General features: G+C 50.9%; 12 protein-coding genes. 5 read left to right on the top strand and 7 right to left on the bottom strand.

All coding sequences use genetic code 11. The features are described 5' to 3' along the window. The coding region (locus tag ACJHYO_RS13245) for a pyridoxal-dependent decarboxylase (protein WP_000372192.1) at positions 1 to 402 on the bottom strand (402 nt) is incomplete at its 3' end. 210 nt (positions 403 to 612) lie between these two features. Next, a complete protein-coding gene (ccp, locus tag ACJHYO_RS13240; RefSeq protein ID WP_000784837.1) occupies positions 613 to 2,010 on the bottom strand; it encodes a cytochrome c peroxidase in 1,398 nt (465 codons plus the stop codon). 404 nt (positions 2,011 to 2,414) lie between these two features. Between ccp and ACJHYO_RS13235 the strand changes: the two genes are divergently transcribed. Then, on the top strand, positions 2,415 to 4,064 hold the full coding sequence (locus tag ACJHYO_RS13235) for an alpha,alpha-trehalase (protein ID WP_000934214.1): 1,650 nt from the start codon (positions 2,415 to 2,417) through the stop codon (positions 4,062 to 4,064). Positions 4,065 to 4,114: 50 nt separating this feature from the next. Here the strand turns inward: ACJHYO_RS13235 and ACJHYO_RS13230 are convergent, their stop codons facing one another. Next, the gene (locus tag ACJHYO_RS13230; protein WP_001167661.1) at positions 4,115 to 4,717 is read right to left on the bottom strand and encodes a helix-turn-helix transcriptional regulator; all 603 of its coding nucleotides are present in this window, start codon (positions 4,715 to 4,717) and stop codon (positions 4,115 to 4,117) included. A gap of 519 nt (positions 4,718 to 5,236) precedes the next feature. Between ACJHYO_RS13230 and ACJHYO_RS13225 the strand changes: the two genes are divergently transcribed. The 3 genes from ACJHYO_RS13225 to ACJHYO_RS13215 all read left to right on the top strand — a co-directional run bounded on the left by ACJHYO_RS13225 (position 5,237) and on the right by ACJHYO_RS13215 (position 8,913). After that, entirely contained in the window at positions 5,237 to 6,136 is a 900-nt protein-coding gene (locus ACJHYO_RS13225; RefSeq protein WP_024188357.1) for a LysR family transcriptional regulator, read from the top strand. Between the two features lie 48 nt (positions 6,137 to 6,184). After that, positions 6,185 to 7,198 carry an inner membrane protein YhjD gene (gene yhjD, locus ACJHYO_RS13220; protein ID WP_000191257.1) on the top strand — a complete coding sequence of 338 codons (1,014 nt, stop codon included), beginning with the start codon at positions 6,185 to 6,187 and terminating at the stop codon, positions 7,196 to 7,198. Between the two features lie 392 nt (positions 7,199 to 7,590). Next, complete coding sequence (locus ACJHYO_RS13215; protein ID WP_001148998.1) at positions 7,591 to 8,913, top strand: MFS transporter; 1,323 nt, start codon at positions 7,591 to 7,593, stop codon at positions 8,911 to 8,913. Between the two features lie 40 nt (positions 8,914 to 8,953). On the opposite strand, the gene ACJHYO_RS13210 is transcribed toward ACJHYO_RS13215, so the two are convergent. Next, positions 8,954 to 11,014, bottom strand: a complete 2,061-nt coding sequence (locus ACJHYO_RS13210; protein WP_085455590.1) for an AsmA family protein — start codon at positions 11,012 to 11,014, stop codon at positions 8,954 to 8,956. A 69-nt stretch (positions 11,015 to 11,083) separates the two neighbouring features. Beyond that, on the bottom strand, positions 11,084 to 11,851 hold the full coding sequence (gene pdeH / locus ACJHYO_RS13205) for a cyclic-guanylate-specific phosphodiesterase (RefSeq protein ID WP_001304951.1): 768 nt from the start codon (positions 11,849 to 11,851) through the stop codon (positions 11,084 to 11,086). 231 nt (positions 11,852 to 12,082) lie between these two features. On the opposite strand from pdeH, the gene kdgK reads away from it, so the two are divergent. Next, positions 12,083 to 13,012, top strand: coding sequence for a 2-dehydro-3-deoxygluconokinase (gene kdgK / locus ACJHYO_RS13200; protein WP_001297976.1), 930 nt, complete (start codon positions 12,083 to 12,085; stop codon positions 13,010 to 13,012). A gap of 95 nt (positions 13,013 to 13,107) precedes the next feature. On the opposite strand, the gene ACJHYO_RS13195 is transcribed toward kdgK, so the two are convergent. Together ACJHYO_RS13195 and dctA are read right to left on the bottom strand one after the other, a co-directional pair. Then, on the bottom strand, positions 13,108 to 14,604 hold the full coding sequence (locus ACJHYO_RS13195) for a M16 family metallopeptidase (protein ID WP_001163136.1): 1,497 nt from the start codon (positions 14,602 to 14,604) through the stop codon (positions 13,108 to 13,110). Positions 14,605 to 14,823: 219 nt separating this feature from the next. After that, complete coding sequence (gene dctA / locus ACJHYO_RS13190) at positions 14,824 to 16,110, bottom strand: C4-dicarboxylate transporter DctC (RefSeq protein WP_000858214.1); 1,287 nt, start codon at positions 16,108 to 16,110, stop codon at positions 14,824 to 14,826. Positions 16,111 to 16,257: the final 147 nt, after the last annotated feature.

The raw sequence follows: 16,257 nt of genomic DNA, 5'->3' as shown, positions 1-16,257 counted from the left end.
CCCGCCGAGCATACAGGCCTCGGAAGAACCAATGGTGTTGGTGCCAACGGCCTGACCATTTTTCGGTGCAGGCGCATGCCACAGATCGGCAACCATGTTTACGCAACGCAGGTCGATTGCAGCGGATTGCGGATATTCTTCTTTGTCGATCCAGTTTTTATTGATCGACAAATCCATCAATTTATGGACGTTTTCGTCGTCCCAGGTCTGGCAGAAAGTGGCCAGGTTCTGACGAGCGTTGCCATCAAGATATAATTCATCATTGATAATCTGAAATGCAACATCATCGCGCATTTCGTGCAGCGGAAATCGTTTTGACTCCGCGATAGTAGAAATGGCCTTTGCACCAAAACGTGAATCGAGTAGTTCTGAGCGGAAATCCGTTAACAGCTTCTGGTCCATTTCGAACTCCTTAAATTTATTTGAAGGCAATAAAAAAGTAGGATTTATCCGCAATGGAAGCAAGGCATTACAGGCTTAATTTAAATAACAAAATCCTAAGCAGAAAAACGACTTTTTATAATATAAACATTTAATATGATAATATTAAAAACAGACTTTATTATCGTAATAAAAATCGCCCAAACACTCCTGTTCGGGCGATCAAATTAATTATTGTTTATCCTGCATATACGGCGTGTAAACCCCGTTCAGACTGTGCAGGAAAGCTACGATATCATCCACATCTTCCTGCGGCAGCTCTTTGCCTACCTGATAGCGCAGCATCAGTTTCACCGCCCCGTCCAGCGTCGGCACGTCACCGCGATGGAAGTACGGTGCCGTTAAAGCAACGTTACGTAAACCGGGTACTTTCTGACGCAATTTATCACGCTCTTCTTTAGTAACATTCATACGACCAATATCCGCCGCCGTAATTTCACCAAAGTTAAAGTCTTTTTTCAGCCCCAACGGTTCAAAGGAACGTCCGCCGAGAATAATACCACCATGACAAGTTGCACATTTATTATCTTTAAATAATTGATAGCCTTTTTTCTGTTGTGCCGTCAGAGCATTCTCATCTCCACGCAACCATTTATCAAATGGGGAATCCGGCGTAATTAATGTTTTCTCAAATTCAGCAATGGCATCAGTAATATTTTCGCCACTGAAACCTTGCGGATAGACTTCGAGGAACTGCGCTTTAAGCTGCGGATCTTTTTCCAGCTTAGCAATAATTTCGTCCCAGGATTTCGACGCCATTTCAATCGGGTTCAACGGCGGTCCACCAGCCTGATCCTGCAATGTTGCCGCACGACCATCCCAGAACTGCTCAACGTTAAATACTGAGTTAAATACCGTCGGCGCGTTAATCGGCCCAACTGCGCCACCAACACCAATCGATGTTTTTCTACCATCGACGCCTCCCGCATTCAACGCATGGCAATGAGCGCATGAAATGGTGCTATCAGCCGATAAACGAGGATCGTGATACAGCGCAAAGCCCAACGCCACTTTTTGCGCATCGGTAGGCAGTTTTTGCGGGATGGGCTGCACCGGTTCATTGCGATGCTCCGGAGCAGTATCATTGCTGGCGTAATATTCCGCGCGCTGTTTTGCAATCCAGGCCAGTATTTCCGCCCGCTCTTCATCACTCACCTTACCCGCCCAGTGTAGCGCGGTATAACGCGTTGGCGGCATAGTTTCATACTGCATCACCCATTCAATCTTATTCAGATCGCTTTGCGAAACGGGTTTATTAGCCAGCAGAGCCGCACGCACGGCCTCGAGGTTAAAAGATTTATATCCAAGCTTTATGTCGTAATCCATCAACTGTTTCGCGCCGGGAATATAATAATAGGCAGGTAATTCTGCCGAAGGCGTATGGCAATAATCGCATCCTTTTTCGCGGAGAAAGCCTAAAACCTTATTATTTTCACTGACAGCAGATGCCTGAACATCGGCCTGTTTACTGCGTTTATTATCGTGGTACCACACATAACCAGATAACCCTAAATAGCAAATCGCGACGCCAGCCAGGCCGATCGCGGTAATACGTGAGACCATTTTCATTATTCTTCCCTCACGGTGGTGAGTTATTGTGACCCAGAAAATTTTCCAGAATGCTGCAAACGTCTCTGCGAGACAAAGCCATCATAAAAAACAGGGAGATATGCTTTTTGATAGGAATCAATCAATTACATGAATATAAACTATCAATAAGATAGCCAGTGCCTATTACCCAGATCAGGAATGGCATATCATGATTGCGGCGAGAGCAGGATTGAATGTTCTGAAAATGAAAAACAACACGAAATCCGTATTTTTATAAATTCCATTGATATTAGTGCGTTATATTTTTTGGCAGGTTAATAAACGTGATCCACCGCACGCTTTGTCGCCCACCAGGCGGAGCGAATGACTACCCTTAAAGAAAAGCCCGATAATTAGCGACGAATTTCGGAGGTCGGATCCTTATGCTCAATCAGAAAATTCAAAACCCTAATCCAGACGAACTGATGATCGAGGTCGATCTCTGCTATGAGCTGGACCCGTATGAATTAAAACTGGATGAGATGATCGAGGCAGAACCGGAACCCGAGATGATTGAAGGGCTGCCCGCCTCTGATGCGCTGACGCCTGCCGATCGCTATCTCGAACTGTTCGAGCATGTTCAGTCGGCGAAAATTTTCCCCGACAGTAAAACCTTTCCCGACTGCGCACCCAAAATGGACCCGCTGGATATTTTAATCCGCTACCGTAAAGTGCGCCGTCATCGTGATTTTGACTTGCGCAAGTTTGTTGAAAACCACTTCTGGCTGCCGGAGGTCTACTCCAGCGAGTATGTATCGGACCCGCAAAATTCCCTGAAAGAGCATATCGACCAGCTGTGGCCGGTGCTAACCCGTGAACCACAGGATCACATTCCGTGGTCTTCTCTGCTGGCGCTGCCGCAGTCATATATTGTCCCAGGCGGCCGTTTTAGCGAAACCTACTATTGGGATTCCTATTTCACCATGCTGGGGCTGGCTGAAAGTGGTCGGGAAGATTTGCTGAAATGCATGGCCGATAACTTCGCCTGGATGATCGAAAACTACGGCCACATCCCCAACGGCAACCGCACCTATTATTTGAGCCGCTCGCAACCACCGGTTTTTGCGCTGATGGTGGAGTTGTTTGAAGAAGATGGTGTACGCGGCGCGCGCCGCTATCTCGACCACCTGAAAATGGAATATGCCTTCTGGATGGACGGTGCAGAATCGTTGATCCCTAATCAGGCCTATCGCCATGTTGTGCGGATGCCGGACGGCTCGCTGCTCAACCGTTACTGGGACGATCGCGACACGCCGCGTGACGAATCCTGGCTTGAGGACGTTGAAACCGCGAAACATTCTGGTCGCCCGCCTAACGAGGTGTACCGCGATTTACGTGCGGGGGCGGCCTCCGGTTGGGATTACTCTTCCCGTTGGCTGCGTGATACTGGTCGTCTGGCGAGCATTCGTACCACCCAGTTCATCCCCATCGATCTGAATGCCTTCCTGTTTAAACTGGAGAGCGCCATCGCCAACATCTCGGCGCTGAAAGGCGAGAAAGAGACAGAAGCACTGTTCCGCCAGAAGGCCAGTGCCCGTCGCGATGCGGTAAACCGTTACCTCTGGGATGATGAAAACGGCATCTACCGCGATTACGACTGGCGACGCGAGCAACTGGCGCTGTTTTCCGCTGCCGCCATTGTGCCGCTCTATGTCGGTATGGCGAACCATGAACAGGCCGATCGTCTGGCAAACGCCGTGCGCAGCCGGTTACTGACACCTGGCGGGATTCTGGCAAGCGAGTACGAAACCGGTGAACAGTGGGATAAACCCAACGGCTGGGCACCGTTACAATGGATGGCAATTCAGGGATTTAAGATGTACGGCGATGACCTTCTGGGTGATGAAATCGCGCGCAACTGGCTGAAGACGGTGAATCAGTTCTATCTGGAACAGCACAAACTGATCGAGAAATACCATATTGCCGATGGTGTTCCTCGCGAAGGCGGCGGTGGCGAGTATCCGTTGCAGGATGGGTTTGGCTGGACTAACGGTGTGGTACGCCGTTTAATTGGTTTGTACGGCGAACCATAATATTTTTACAGCCAGCCGCTAACTTCCTGCTGGCTGTAAAATTATCCTCTTCAGGAGGAGATATTTAACATCATTGCCGCCTGGGTGCGATTTTTGACTTCCAGACGGCGATACAGTGATTCCAGATGCGCTTTTACCGTTCCGGTACTGATATTCAGCGCCCTGCCGATCTCTTTATTTGATTCGCCCGCCGCTAACATGGTTAAAATCTCCCGCTGGCGGGCGCTTAACGATTTGAGATCTTTAATGTCCTTTTCCGGCGTCGTTCGCCAGTCTCCAGGCAGAAACATCATCCCCATCGCCGCACTATTGACCGCCAACGCAAATGTCTCGACGGTTGAATCACGAGGCACAATGGCCAGCACATTAAAATGAATAACTTCCTGTAACCACCGTTTGTTGCAATCCGTCGCCGTAATTAACACCTTAACCTCAGGAAATTGCACCACGGTTTTTTGCAGCAACCTGTAGCAAAACTCACCATCCTGATCGCCATCGAGCATCACTAAGGCTTCAGGGTAACTTTCCAGCTTTTGCCATAACTCGTCTGCCTGACTGGCCCCCTGAATACTCACTCCTGGAATACGATGCTGTAAACTGATTTTCATTCCATGAATAAATATTGACTGCCTGTCAAACATGACTATTTGCATAACTGAATCTCCACCTGAATACGTTAAAAAGACTTAAGTAGTGGAAGGGTATTACCCGCGAGAAAAAATAAGAATTCGCCATTTGGCGGTGGCCATTCTACAGAGATGACGCGTAGAAAATAGTTACCGATATAAATAGTTACAGCTAAACGCCTGAAATTACATGTCGAGGGCACTATTTAAAACAATTTTGAGGATTTCCTTATATTGATGGTTAGTACGCATGCAATTAAAAATGAAACTCCGCGACCACAAGCAAAAATAACAAATGGCAATGAGACAAAAATAAGCACAAATAGCCAACACGTCCTCTGTTCACTTTAAAGGGAATCGCTGAAAAAAACGCTCTGTTTAGGGAAATTCACCTTTCTCATAAAGCTATTCCGCCCTTTTCCTGCTGAGAAATCGCCACATTCGTCATGACAACATTGTGAAACCCGGCATTAGATGTTAGAAAAAACAATAAACAATGCGATATGCGCGCTACTGTTTCGCTGTGAACAACAATTGGTCAAAGAAATGGATAAAATTCACGCAATGCAGTTGTTCATCAAAGTCGCTGAGCTGGAAAGTTTTTCCCGCGCAGCGGATTTCTTTGCTTTGCCAAAGGGAAGTGTTTCGCGCCAGATACAGGCACTGGAACATCAACTTGGCACCCAGCTTCTCCAGCGCACCACGCGGCGGGTCAAACTCACGCCAGAAGGCATGACCTATTATCAACGGGCAAAAGATGTGTTGAGTAATCTCAACGAACTGGACGGTCTGTTTCAACAGGATGCCACCAGTATCAGCGGTAAATTACGCATCGACATCCCGCCAGGAATCGCGAAAAGCCTGTTACTGCCGCGTCTGTCGGAATTTCTCTATCTGCATCCGGGAATTGAGCTGGAGCTGAGTAGCCATGACCGTCCGGTAGATATTCTTCACGATGGTTTTGATTGCGTGATACGCACTGGCGCGTCACCGGAAGATGGCGTTATCGCCCGTCCCCTCGGCAAACTGACCGTGGTCAATTGTGCCAGTCCACACTATCTGACGCGCTTTGGTTATCCGCAAAGCCCCGACGATCTGGCTTCACACGCAATAGTGCGTTACACACCGCACCTGGGTGTACATCCGTTAGGTTTTGAGGTTGCCAGCGTTAATGGCGTCCAGTGGTTTAAGTCTGGCGGCATGTTGACGGTAAACAGTAGCGAAAACTATCTCGCCGCCGGTCTTGCCGGTCTGGGGATTATTCAGATCCCGCGCATTGCCGTGCGCGAAGCCCTGCGTGCCGGGCGGCTTATTGAAGTATTACCTGGCTACCGTGCCGAGCCGCTGTCCCTTTCACTGGTTTATCCGCAGCGTCGGGAGCTTTCCCGGCGTGTAAACCTGTTTATGCAGTGGCTGGCTGGCGTAATGAAAGAGTACCTGGACTGACCGACTATACTTTTTAAGAATGACCACGACAGAAGGACAAAAGAGCGGATGACGCAGGAAAACGAGATCAAACGTCCCACCCAGGATCTGGAGCACGAGCCGATTAAGCAGTTGGATAATAGCGAGAAAGGCGGCAAAGTTAGCCAGGCGCTGGAAACCGTCACCACTACTGCCGAGAAAGTCCAACGCCAACCGGTTATTGCGCACCTGATTCGCGCGACAGAACGCTTTAACGATCGGCTGGGTAACCAGTTTGGTGCGGCTATCACCTATTTCTCATTTTTGTCGATGATCCCGATTTTGATGGTGTCGTTTGCCGCAGGGGGCTTTGTGCTGGCCTCCCATCCGATGTTGCTACAGGATATCTTCGACAAAATTCTGCAAAACATCAGCGATCCGACGCTAGCCGCCACGTTGAAAAACACCATCAACACCGCCGTTCAGCAGCGTACGACTGTAGGGCTTGTCGGCCTGGCGGTGGCACTTTATTCCGGCATCAACTGGATGGGTAACCTGCGTGAAGCGATTCGTGCCCAGTCGCGCGATGTCTGGGAACGCTCGCCGCAAGATCAGGAGAAGTTCTGGGTAAAATATCTGCGTGATTTTATTTCGCTGATTGGTTTGTTGATTGCGCTGATTGTGACGCTTTCTATCACCTCGGTTGCCGGTTCTGCGCAGCAAATGATTATTAGCGCCCTGCACCTGAACAGCATTGAGTGGCTGAAACCGACGTGGCGGTTGATTGGCCTGGCGATTTCCATCTTCGCCAACTATCTGCTTTTCTTCTGGATCTTCTGGCGGTTACCGCGCCACCGTCCGCGCAAAAAAGCCCTGATCCGCGGAACATTTCTGGCTGCTATTGGTTTTGAAGTGATTAAAATCGTGATGACCTACACCCTGCCATCGTTGATGAAATCACCCTCTGGCGCAGCATTTGGTTCCGTGCTGGGGCTGATGGCATTTTTCTACTTCTTCGCCCGTTTGACGCTGTTTTGCGCGGCGTGGATTGCCACCGCCGAATATAAAGACGACCCGCGAATGCCGGGGAAAACGCAGCCTTAAAATAGGCCGGATGCGGCGTACGAATTTATTCGGCCTGGCTCCCCGTAGGCCGGATAAGATGCGCCAGCATCGCATCCGGCTATAATGCACACATAACCTCTTGAAACTCTTTCCCAGAGCCTCTTTAGCCATCTATTCAGGAGCAAACAATTTCATTCCAACTCATAACCCCAGCATATAAATCCAGTTGGTAACTTTTATTTAACCTAAAACCAGTTTAATCCACCATTTATAAAATTATGTGAAGCATTTCATAGAAGAAAAATCACTGGCTTAAACATTATCCCCTTTTTGCCTGATTTTTGACCATTTCCGTGATTTGTTACACATTGAAATATCACTTTTGCTGTGCGTAATATGGCTATTCGTTAGCCAAAAAATAAGAAAAGATTATGCAAGCAACAGCCACAACACTCGACCACGAGCAAGAATACACGCCGATCAACTCGCGTAATAAAGTCCTTGTCGCCTCTCTCATTGGCACGGCCATTGAGTTCTTCGACTTTTACATTTACGCCACTGCGGCCGTTATTGTGTTTCCGCATATCTTCTTCCCGCAGGGCGATCCAACGGCAGCAACGCTACAGTCGCTCGCCACCTTCGCCATCGCCTTCGTCGCGCGCCCCATTGGCTCTGCCGTTTTTGGTCATTTTGGCGATCGCGTTGGGCGTAAAGCGACGCTGGTCGCCTCGTTGCTAACGATGGGGATTTCGACCGTGGTGATTGGTCTGCTGCCAGGCTATGCCACGATTGGTATTTTCGCCCCGCTGCTGCTGGCGCTGGCTCGATTTGGTCAGGGTCTGGGCTTAGGTGGTGAATGGGGCGGCGCGGCGCTGCTGGCGACTGAAAACGCCCCACCGCGCAAACGTGCATTGTACGGCTCCTTCCCGCAGCTGGGCGCACCGATTGGCTTCTTCTTTGCCAACGGCACTTTCTTGCTGCTTTCCTGGCTACTGACCGACGAGCAGTTTATGAGCTGGGGCTGGCGTGTGCCATTTATCTTCTCGGCGGTGCTGGTCATTATCGGCCTGTATGTTCGCGTGTCGCTGCATGAGTCGCCGGTGTTTGAGAAAGTCGCTAAAGCGAAAAAACAGGTGAAGATCCCGCTGGGTACGCTGCTGACCAAACATGTTCGCGTAACCGTACTGGGTACGTTCATTATGCTGGCAACCTATACGCTGTTTTACATCATGACGGTCTACTCTATGACCTTTAGTACCGCAGCGGCGCCTGTTGGCCTTGGTTTACCGCGTAACGAAGTACTGTGGATGTTGATGATGGCGGTTATCGGTTTTGCAGTGATGGTTCCGTTGGCGGGTCTGCTGGCAGATGCTTTTGGTCGCCGTAAAAGTATGGTGGTGATCACTACGCTTATCATTCTGTTTGCCCTGTTTGCCTTTAACCCACTGTTGGGTTCTGGTAATCCAGCATTGGTGTTTGTTTTCCTGCTGCTGGGCTTGAGTTTGATGGGCCTGACCTTCGGTCCGATGGGCGCGCTGTTACCAGAGCTGTTCCCGACAGAAGTGCGTTACACCGGAGCATCGTTCTCTTACAACGTATCGTCGATTCTCGGGGCTTCCGTTGCGCCATATATCGCGGCCTGGTTGCAGACTAACTATGGGTTAGGCGCGGTGGGGTTATATCTGGCGGCGATGGCCGGACTGACGTTAATTGCCCTGCTGTTAACGCATGAGACGCGGCACCAGTCGTTGTAGTCGTTTTAACTGCCGGATGTCAGACATCCGGCAACTATCATCACTTCTTCATCTGCGACAAAATTGTCCGGCACTGATTAGCCTCCCCTTCGGAAGGTGAGATCAGTGCCAGCAATGCTGCCGCTGGCGTAACCAGCGTTGCCAGTGCCGCCGCAACGGCTCCGCGAGCAATCAACGGCCCGGCTTTCACCCCAGCCTGCGGATTTTTAAACGTCCCACGCACATACAGCGGCGAACGCAGTGTGATAATCCGAATCCCTTTACTCTCCGGATCAATAGTCAAATCCAGCTGTTCCGAAGCAAAACTTGCCGTGCCGGTAACGTTAATCAACGCGTTCTCAGTATCGAAAGCAAAAATCTGCGGGCGCGCCACGCCGTTGGCAATATCCAGATTCGCCGCCGCGCAGTTCACCCGCACCTCATCGTCACCAAATATCGCACCGACAATGTAGTTACCAACATTCAGCCCGACAATCTCCATCAGGTTGCGGCTCACCAGCCCGTCATTCATCAACAGTTTCAGGTTGCCATTACTGTTGCCTAAAAGCGCCGCCACCGAGTTACCGCTACCGCGTAGTTCCGCGTCACCATTCATTTCCCCCAGCGTCTTCTGCATCAGTTCCACATCCGGCATCAGTTCTTTCAGTTTCAGCCGACGGGCCTGAATATCTGCCCGCCCCTGCATCGGCTTTTTATCGCCTTCCAGATGAATATTCGCCGCAATGCTGCCGCCCGCTATGCCAAATTTCAGCGGTTGCAGGCGCAGGTCAGCATTTTTGAGGATGATATGAGTAGAAAGATCGCTAATCGGCAGGCTGCTGCCATGCTCAATGCGCCGCCCTTTGAAGCGAACATCGGCATCCATAACGTCCCATTTATCGGTTTCGAAGCGGTCATAAGGCAGCACTTTACCCGCAGGCTGAACGCTTTTTTCGCCCTTCTTCTGTTCAGACCGTTTCGACTTTTCTGCCCCTTTCCCGGAATCAACGCCAATCAACGGTCCCAGGTCCGCCAGCCGCAATTGCCGCGACTCGACATCACCTTCCAGTTTTGGTCGTGGCTTGCCGGTGGTGTAGATCAGAGAACCGTGGATATCGCTATCGCCAATGCGCCCATTAAAACCGCGATAATCAAAGACCGACGATTTTTCAGTGTCGATTTTCGCTACCAGCCGACCATCCGTTTCAAACGGCGGTGTATCGGGCAGCAGAACGCCCGTCAGTTCATAGAGATCACCCAGCGAATCGCCAGAAAATTTAAGCCGTAAATCGACACCCCCCATCTTCATTGGGTCATTCACAACGCCATCAAAAGCAACACGGGTGTTACCAGAGCGGAAATCAGCCTGTATCGGAAACGGCGTTCCTTCGCCACGCAGCGCCAGCATACCGCCTATTTTTCCCGTACCAGTGAGCGGTTCACCGTTATAACGTCCCTGCGCCTTCAGGCCAAAAACGTAATCGCCCACCTTTTCTTTATCCGCTTTACCTTTCGATCCGGTAACTTCGCTGAACGGCAGCGGCTTGCCTAACGGATCGACAAAAATTTCCAGATCCGCTTTGCTTACTTTGTCATCAATGGCGATCCGCCCTTGATCGAAAAGAATATTATCCAGCTGAAACGACCACGCCGACGGCTTTGCATTCGCGTCTTTGTTGTCATCGTTGGCGAGATTAAACGTCCAGTTATTGTTCTTTTCGGAGAGGCGAATCAGGCGCGCGTCGGGCTTTTCGAGCTTGATCCACGGCAACCAGACCGTTTTGGTCAGCAGCGCCAGCGGGGCCAGCGTCGCTTCTACTCGCGGCAAATGCACCATTGTGACTTCGGGAATATCCGGTGGATTGCCAAGAATGATGTCTTCCGCGTGTACATGGGGCCACGGCACCCAGCTGCGCCAGCCAGTTTCTTGTTTTTGCCGCTCCCACACCACGCCCAGATCGCCACGGATAGCGAACGGACGATTCAACTCCGCAGAGACTTTCTGGTTGATGGTCGGTTTGAGTCGATTCCAGTCAAAAGTTGCAATCAAAATGATCGCCACGACAATCAACAACAAGAAAGCCCCTGAAATCGCAGCGGTTATTTTGCCTGCCTTGCTCATCGTTCGCTTCCTCATATTCTTCCTGTGCCAGTCCTAAAGATAGTCCAGCCAGGCGGAAAATGAGGCAGCTTATAGCGCCAGAACCGCCGTATTCAGCGTTTCTATCGGTGCCGGGCGTGAAAGAAACCAGCCTTGTGCGGCGAATGCGGGCGAGTTCTGAACATCACGCCACTCTTCTGGTGTTTCTACGCCCTCGACAATCACCCCGCGACAATAGCGATTCATTAGATGTAAAAGCTGAGAAAAGAGTGTGCGTCCTTCCGGTGACTGACGCAGCATCACAAACAGTTCTCGCGCGATTTTGATGTAGTCATAACGCACTTCACTTAGTGCAGAGAAATTTGCCATCCCGGTACCAAAATCATCCAGCCACAGCGGGCCAAATTCACACATCGAGGCAAAGGTTGAATCTTTCGGCAGGCGGATGTGTTCCACCAGTTCGAAACGCAGCCAGGGAAGACGCTCAATCTGGCGCAGGATTTTTGGTTGCTGACGCAGGGCGATGAGCGTAGGGCCATCAATATTGACCGATGCCAGCAGGCCGTGCTCTACAAAGAAGTCGGCTTTTTGCGCCAGCAAATCAATCTGCTCTTTCACAACCTCCATCCGATGGCTAACGGTGATTTCAGTAAAATAGCGATCCGGCGGCAGGCGTTGCGAAGGGTTCAAGGGATGCGTGACCACCGTTAATAGCTCCACGGCCATTAACCGCCCGCATGTTTGATAGATCGGCTGCCAGGTGTAAGCACGCTCACACTGCAACCAAAAACGCCGTTCCTGCAAGCTCTCGATGCTTGCTTCAGGGTTGCTTATTCGCTGGATAACCTGCCTTATCATCAAAGATGTCCTGTGTTTAAAAGTGATGCTGCCCGGACTCGACAAAGATTATCGGCGCGCAAAGGCAGAACTTTACCGCCTGGCCGGGGTAAATTTCCCCACTCCACAATGGAATCTTTCAGGAATACGTTCTGGCTCAAAAAAATAATGGAACACTGTTTTAATATGGTTGACCAGCAAACCACCACAGCGCAAACTAACGCTAATTTTTTACAGATCAGGTTCACGACTATGTCCAAAAAGATTGCCGTGATTGGCGAATGCATGATTGAGCTTTCCGAGAAAGGCGCGGACGTTAAGCGCGGTTTCGGCGGCGATACCCTGAACACTTCCGTCTATATCGCCCGTCAGGTCGATCCTGCGGCATTAACCGTTCATTACGTAACGGCGCTGGGAACGGACAGTTTTAGCCAGCAGATGCTGGACGCCTGGCGCGGCGAGAACGTTGATACTTCCCTGACCCAACGGATGGAAAACCGTCTGCCGGGCCTTTACTACATTGAAACCGACAGCACCGGCGAACGTACGTTCTACTACTGGCGTAACGAAGCCGCCGCCAAATTCTGGCTGGAGAGTGAGCAATCCGCGGCGATTTGCGAAGAGCTGGCGAATTTCGATTATCTCTACCTGAGCGGGATTAGCCTGGCGATCTTAAGCCCGACCAGCCGCGAAAAGCTGCTTTCCCTGCTGCGCGAATGCCGCGCCAACGGCGGAAAAGTGATTTTCGACAATAACTATCGTCCGCGCCTGTGGGCCAGCAAAGAAGAGACACAGCAGGTGTACCAACAAATGCTGGAATGCACGGATATCGCCTTCCTGACGCTGGACGATGAAGACGCGCTGTGGGGTCAACAGCCGGTGGAAGACGTCATTGCGCGCACCCATAACGCGGGCGTGAAAGAAGTGGTGGTGAAACGCGGGGCGGATTCTTGCCTGGTGTCCATTGCTGGCGAAGGGTTAGTGGATGTTCCGGCGGTAAAACTGCCGAAAGAAAAAGTGATCGATACCACCGCAGCTGGCGACTCTTTCAGTGCCGGTTATCTGGCGGTACGTTTGACGGGCGGAATTGCGGAAGACGCAGCGAAACGCGGGCACCTGACCGCAAGTACCGTTATTCAGTATCGCGGCGCGATTATCCCGCGTGAAGCGATGCCAGCGTAAAAGCAGCATATGCAAAAGGCTGGATAGAGTGTTACCCCCCTATCCAGCTCATCCATAAATACCTGATGGTTGTGCTAACTCATCACCATCAGGCATTACTGTACAGGTGGAATATCCGTCACTTCAGGATGTACGTCATCCGTGGCGACAGATGTGGCGGCAGCCGCAGTCGATGGGGCCATGATTTGATCCCAGGCCGCCTGCAACGCTTTCATGTTAAATTCCGGCTCGCCTTTCGGCTGCAGCAGTATTAACGCCATATCATTCGACAACTGCTGACGCAGATCCTGATTTAACATCTCCACCGTCAGGCTGTTAAGGAAATCCTGACGCAGTTTCTGATATTGCTCCGGCGCGATATCGACGACCTGATTTTGCAACGAACGCATCCGCTGCCCCATCAGAATATCGGTATCAGCTCGCGCATAGGCGGCAAACAGTTTCTGCAGCTCCAGTTTCTTTTGCGCCACTAACGCATTGAACTCTTCTTCCGGCAGACCTTTATCGCGAACCTTCGCCAGTTCACGCGCCACCAGATTAAGGTTGCTGTTCAGCTTGTCGTTTGGTGATTCGATGTTGATGGCACACTGCGCACGCAGATACAGCACACGACAGTCAAATCCAAGACCGATGTCTTTACTGTTACTGGCGCTTAACGCTTGCTGAACATGCCAGAACAGCGCCTCACGGGCCAGGTCCGCACGCCAGTAGCGCAGCAGTGCGGCTGATTCACGAATCGGCTGCCACGGCGTATCCCACATGATAGATAGCCGGTCCTGACGCACCGCGTCGGTCATAATACTCACCGCTTCCGCACGCAGCGGAGAAAGCGTCGGCACCGGAGCCGGTGTTTCACGTTTGCCTTTCAGTTCGCCAAACGTTTTATTGATTTGGTCGACGACCGAGCGCGCATCCACGTTTCCCACCACCAGCAGCGTCATTGCATCCGGGGTGTACCATTTCTGATAGAAATCTTTAATCTTTTCCGCTTCAACGGGTTGTTTCAGCGGATCGGCAGGATCGTGACCTAACAAGGTTGATCCTTTCAGACGATAACGCCACCAGCCCTCTTTAGTATCGGCAGGCCAGGTTGCCACCATGTCCTGACTTTGCAACGCATGGTTGATGGTTTCTGGCGTGATAGTCAGTTTGCCAGTGGCATTTGCCAGATAAGAGAGCGCCTCTTTCAGCAAGTCGTTACGGTTATTGGGCAAACTCAGATTAAACAGCGTGGTGTCATAAGAGACAATTACCGGCGGCATCGGGCGTTTAGGGTCGATCCCCTGCTGCCACAATGAACGCGCCTGCGCTGCGTCAAGGCCACCGCTTTGCGTTAGCGCAATACGAGGGATGGCGTGACTGTAACCGCTCTGTTGTGTACTTTCGGCGAGCGAACCGGTATTAACCAGCAGGCGAATTTCAACACGATCGCTGGGACGTTGGGGCGTAGTCAGCACTTGCCACTGTAAACCGTTGGAAAGCGTCCCCTGTTGCCATGCTGGATCAGGCTGGAGCGCATCTGCCTGCACATAGCCAGCAGTGGCCATCATCAGCAAACCGCCCGCTAAAAGTCGAATTTTTGTGCCCTGCATGTGAACCCCTGATCAACTATCCTGGTAATAAAAAACTGCCCGTTGTCGGTCAGTCTAAATGACGTTAAAAACACTTCGTGTTAGACCGCAAGAACATGAAAATGTCACGGAAGAAGTGAAATAAACCTGAACTCACCCAGGTGGTAAGTTCAGGCACAGGGGTCAATTATGCGCAAACACCCGCACTCGGGGAAGGGAGTGCGGGCATAAGTGGTGAGATTAAGAGGATAATTCGTGCGTTTTGCCATCCGGCGCACGATTATTCAGCACATCGTCCAGTTTTTTGTGGTCCAGTTCTTTCACCCACTTAGCAACGACAATGGTCGCTACGCCGTTACCGACCAGGTTAGTCAGCGCACGAGCTTCTGACATAAAGCGGTCGATACCGAGGATCAGCGCCAGACCCGCTACAGGCAAATGGCCCACCGCAGAGAGCGTCGCCGCCAGCACGATAAAACCACTACCCGTTACCCCTGCCGCCCCTTTAGAAGAAAGCAGCAACACGATTAACAGCGTGATTTGGTGGACGATATCCATCTGACTGTTAGTGGCCTGGGCGATAAACACCGCCGCCATTGTCAGGTATATCGATGTGCCATCAAGGTTAAACGAGTAGCCTGTCGGGATGACCAGCCCCACCACCGATTTGCGGCAGCCGAGTTTCTCCATCTTGTCTAGCATACGCGGCAGCGCCGACTCGGAAGATGAAGTCCCCAGTACAATCAGCAGTTCTTCACGGATGTAACGGATAAATTTGAAGATACTGAAACCAGTCGCTTTAGCGATTGAACCCAATACCAGCACCACAAACAGGATACAGGTGATGTAGAAACAGATAATCAGCTGCCCCAGTTGCACCAGTGTGCCGACGCCGTATTTACCGATGGTAAACGCCATTGCCCCGAACGCACCAATAGGTGCCAGACGCATGATCATATTGATGATGCCGAAAATGACCTGCGAGAAACTTTCGATCACGTTAAAAATCAGTTGGCCTTTGCTGCCCAGACGGTGGAGCGCAAAACCAAACAGTACGGCAAACAGCAGTACCTGCAGAATGTTACCGCTGGCAAATGCGCCAATGACGCTCGCCGGGATGACATCCATAATGAAGGCGACAATGCCCTGGTCTTTCGCCTGATCGGCGTAAACCGCTACCGCTTTCGCATCAAGCGTTGCCGGATCGACGTTCATTCCGGCACCAGGCTGCACGACGTTAACGATGATAAGACCAATAATCAGCGCGATGGTACTGACAATTTCAAAGTAAAGCAGTGCGACTGCGCCGGTACGACCGACCGCCTTCATGCTTTCCATGCCCGCAATGCCCGTTACGACGGTACAAAAGATGACAGGAGCGATGATCATCTTAATGAGCTTAACGAAGCCGTCGCCAAGCGGTTTCATTTGCTCGCCTATTTCAGGATAGAAATGGCCAAGGAGAATACCAATGGCTATCGCTGTCAGGACCTGAAAGTAAAGGCTTTTAAACAGAGAGGTTTTCATAGGGTGTCCTTTAGTAAAACCACAGGTCTTGTAAGGTTATGGGGTACCTGCGGCCTTAAAATAACACCCAGACAACATCACAGAAATGTACCTGGATCATAATTGAAACAAAAAGGTTAAAAAGTTTGAGCTGGCTCGCACAAACCA

The sequence above is a fragment of the Escherichia sp. WS1118 genome, assembly GCF_046487695.1.
Lineage (GTDB): Bacteria > Pseudomonadota > Gammaproteobacteria > Enterobacterales > Enterobacteriaceae > Escherichia > Escherichia coli.
This window is presented reverse-complemented; position numbering and strand designations above follow the sequence as displayed.

Bases quoted from the DNA above. Each gene is read 5' to 3' on its own strand.
- ccp (WP_000784837.1), bottom strand. From the start codon at position 2,010: ATGAAAATGGTCTCACGTATTACCGCGATCGGCCTGGCTGGCGTCGCG.
- ACJHYO_RS13210 (WP_085455590.1), bottom strand. From the start codon at position 11,014: ATGAGCAAGGCAGGCAAAATAACCGCTGCGATTTCAGGGGCTTTCTTG.
- ACJHYO_RS13225 (WP_024188357.1), top strand. From the start codon at position 5,237: ATGGATAAAATTCACGCAATGCAGTTGTTCATCAAAGTCGCTGAGCTG.
- ACJHYO_RS13230 (WP_001167661.1), bottom strand. From the start codon at position 4,717: ATGCAAATAGTCATGTTTGACAGGCAGTCAATATTTATTCATGGAATG.
- ACJHYO_RS13215 (WP_001148998.1), top strand. From the start codon at position 7,591: ATGCAAGCAACAGCCACAACACTCGACCACGAGCAAGAATACACGCCG.
- kdgK (WP_001297976.1), top strand. From the start codon at position 12,083: ATGTCCAAAAAGATTGCCGTGATTGGCGAATGCATGATTGAGCTTTCC.
- yhjD (WP_000191257.1), top strand. From the start codon at position 6,185: ATGACGCAGGAAAACGAGATCAAACGTCCCACCCAGGATCTGGAGCAC.
- pdeH (WP_001304951.1), bottom strand. From the start codon at position 11,851: ATGATAAGGCAGGTTATCCAGCGAATAAGCAACCCTGAAGCAAGCATC.
- ACJHYO_RS13235 (WP_000934214.1), top strand. From the start codon at position 2,415: ATGCTCAATCAGAAAATTCAAAACCCTAATCCAGACGAACTGATGATC.
- dctA (WP_000858214.1), bottom strand. From the start codon at position 16,110: ATGAAAACCTCTCTGTTTAAAAGCCTTTACTTTCAGGTCCTGACAGCG.
- ACJHYO_RS13195 (WP_001163136.1), bottom strand. From the start codon at position 14,604: ATGCAGGGCACAAAAATTCGACTTTTAGCGGGCGGTTTGCTGATGATG.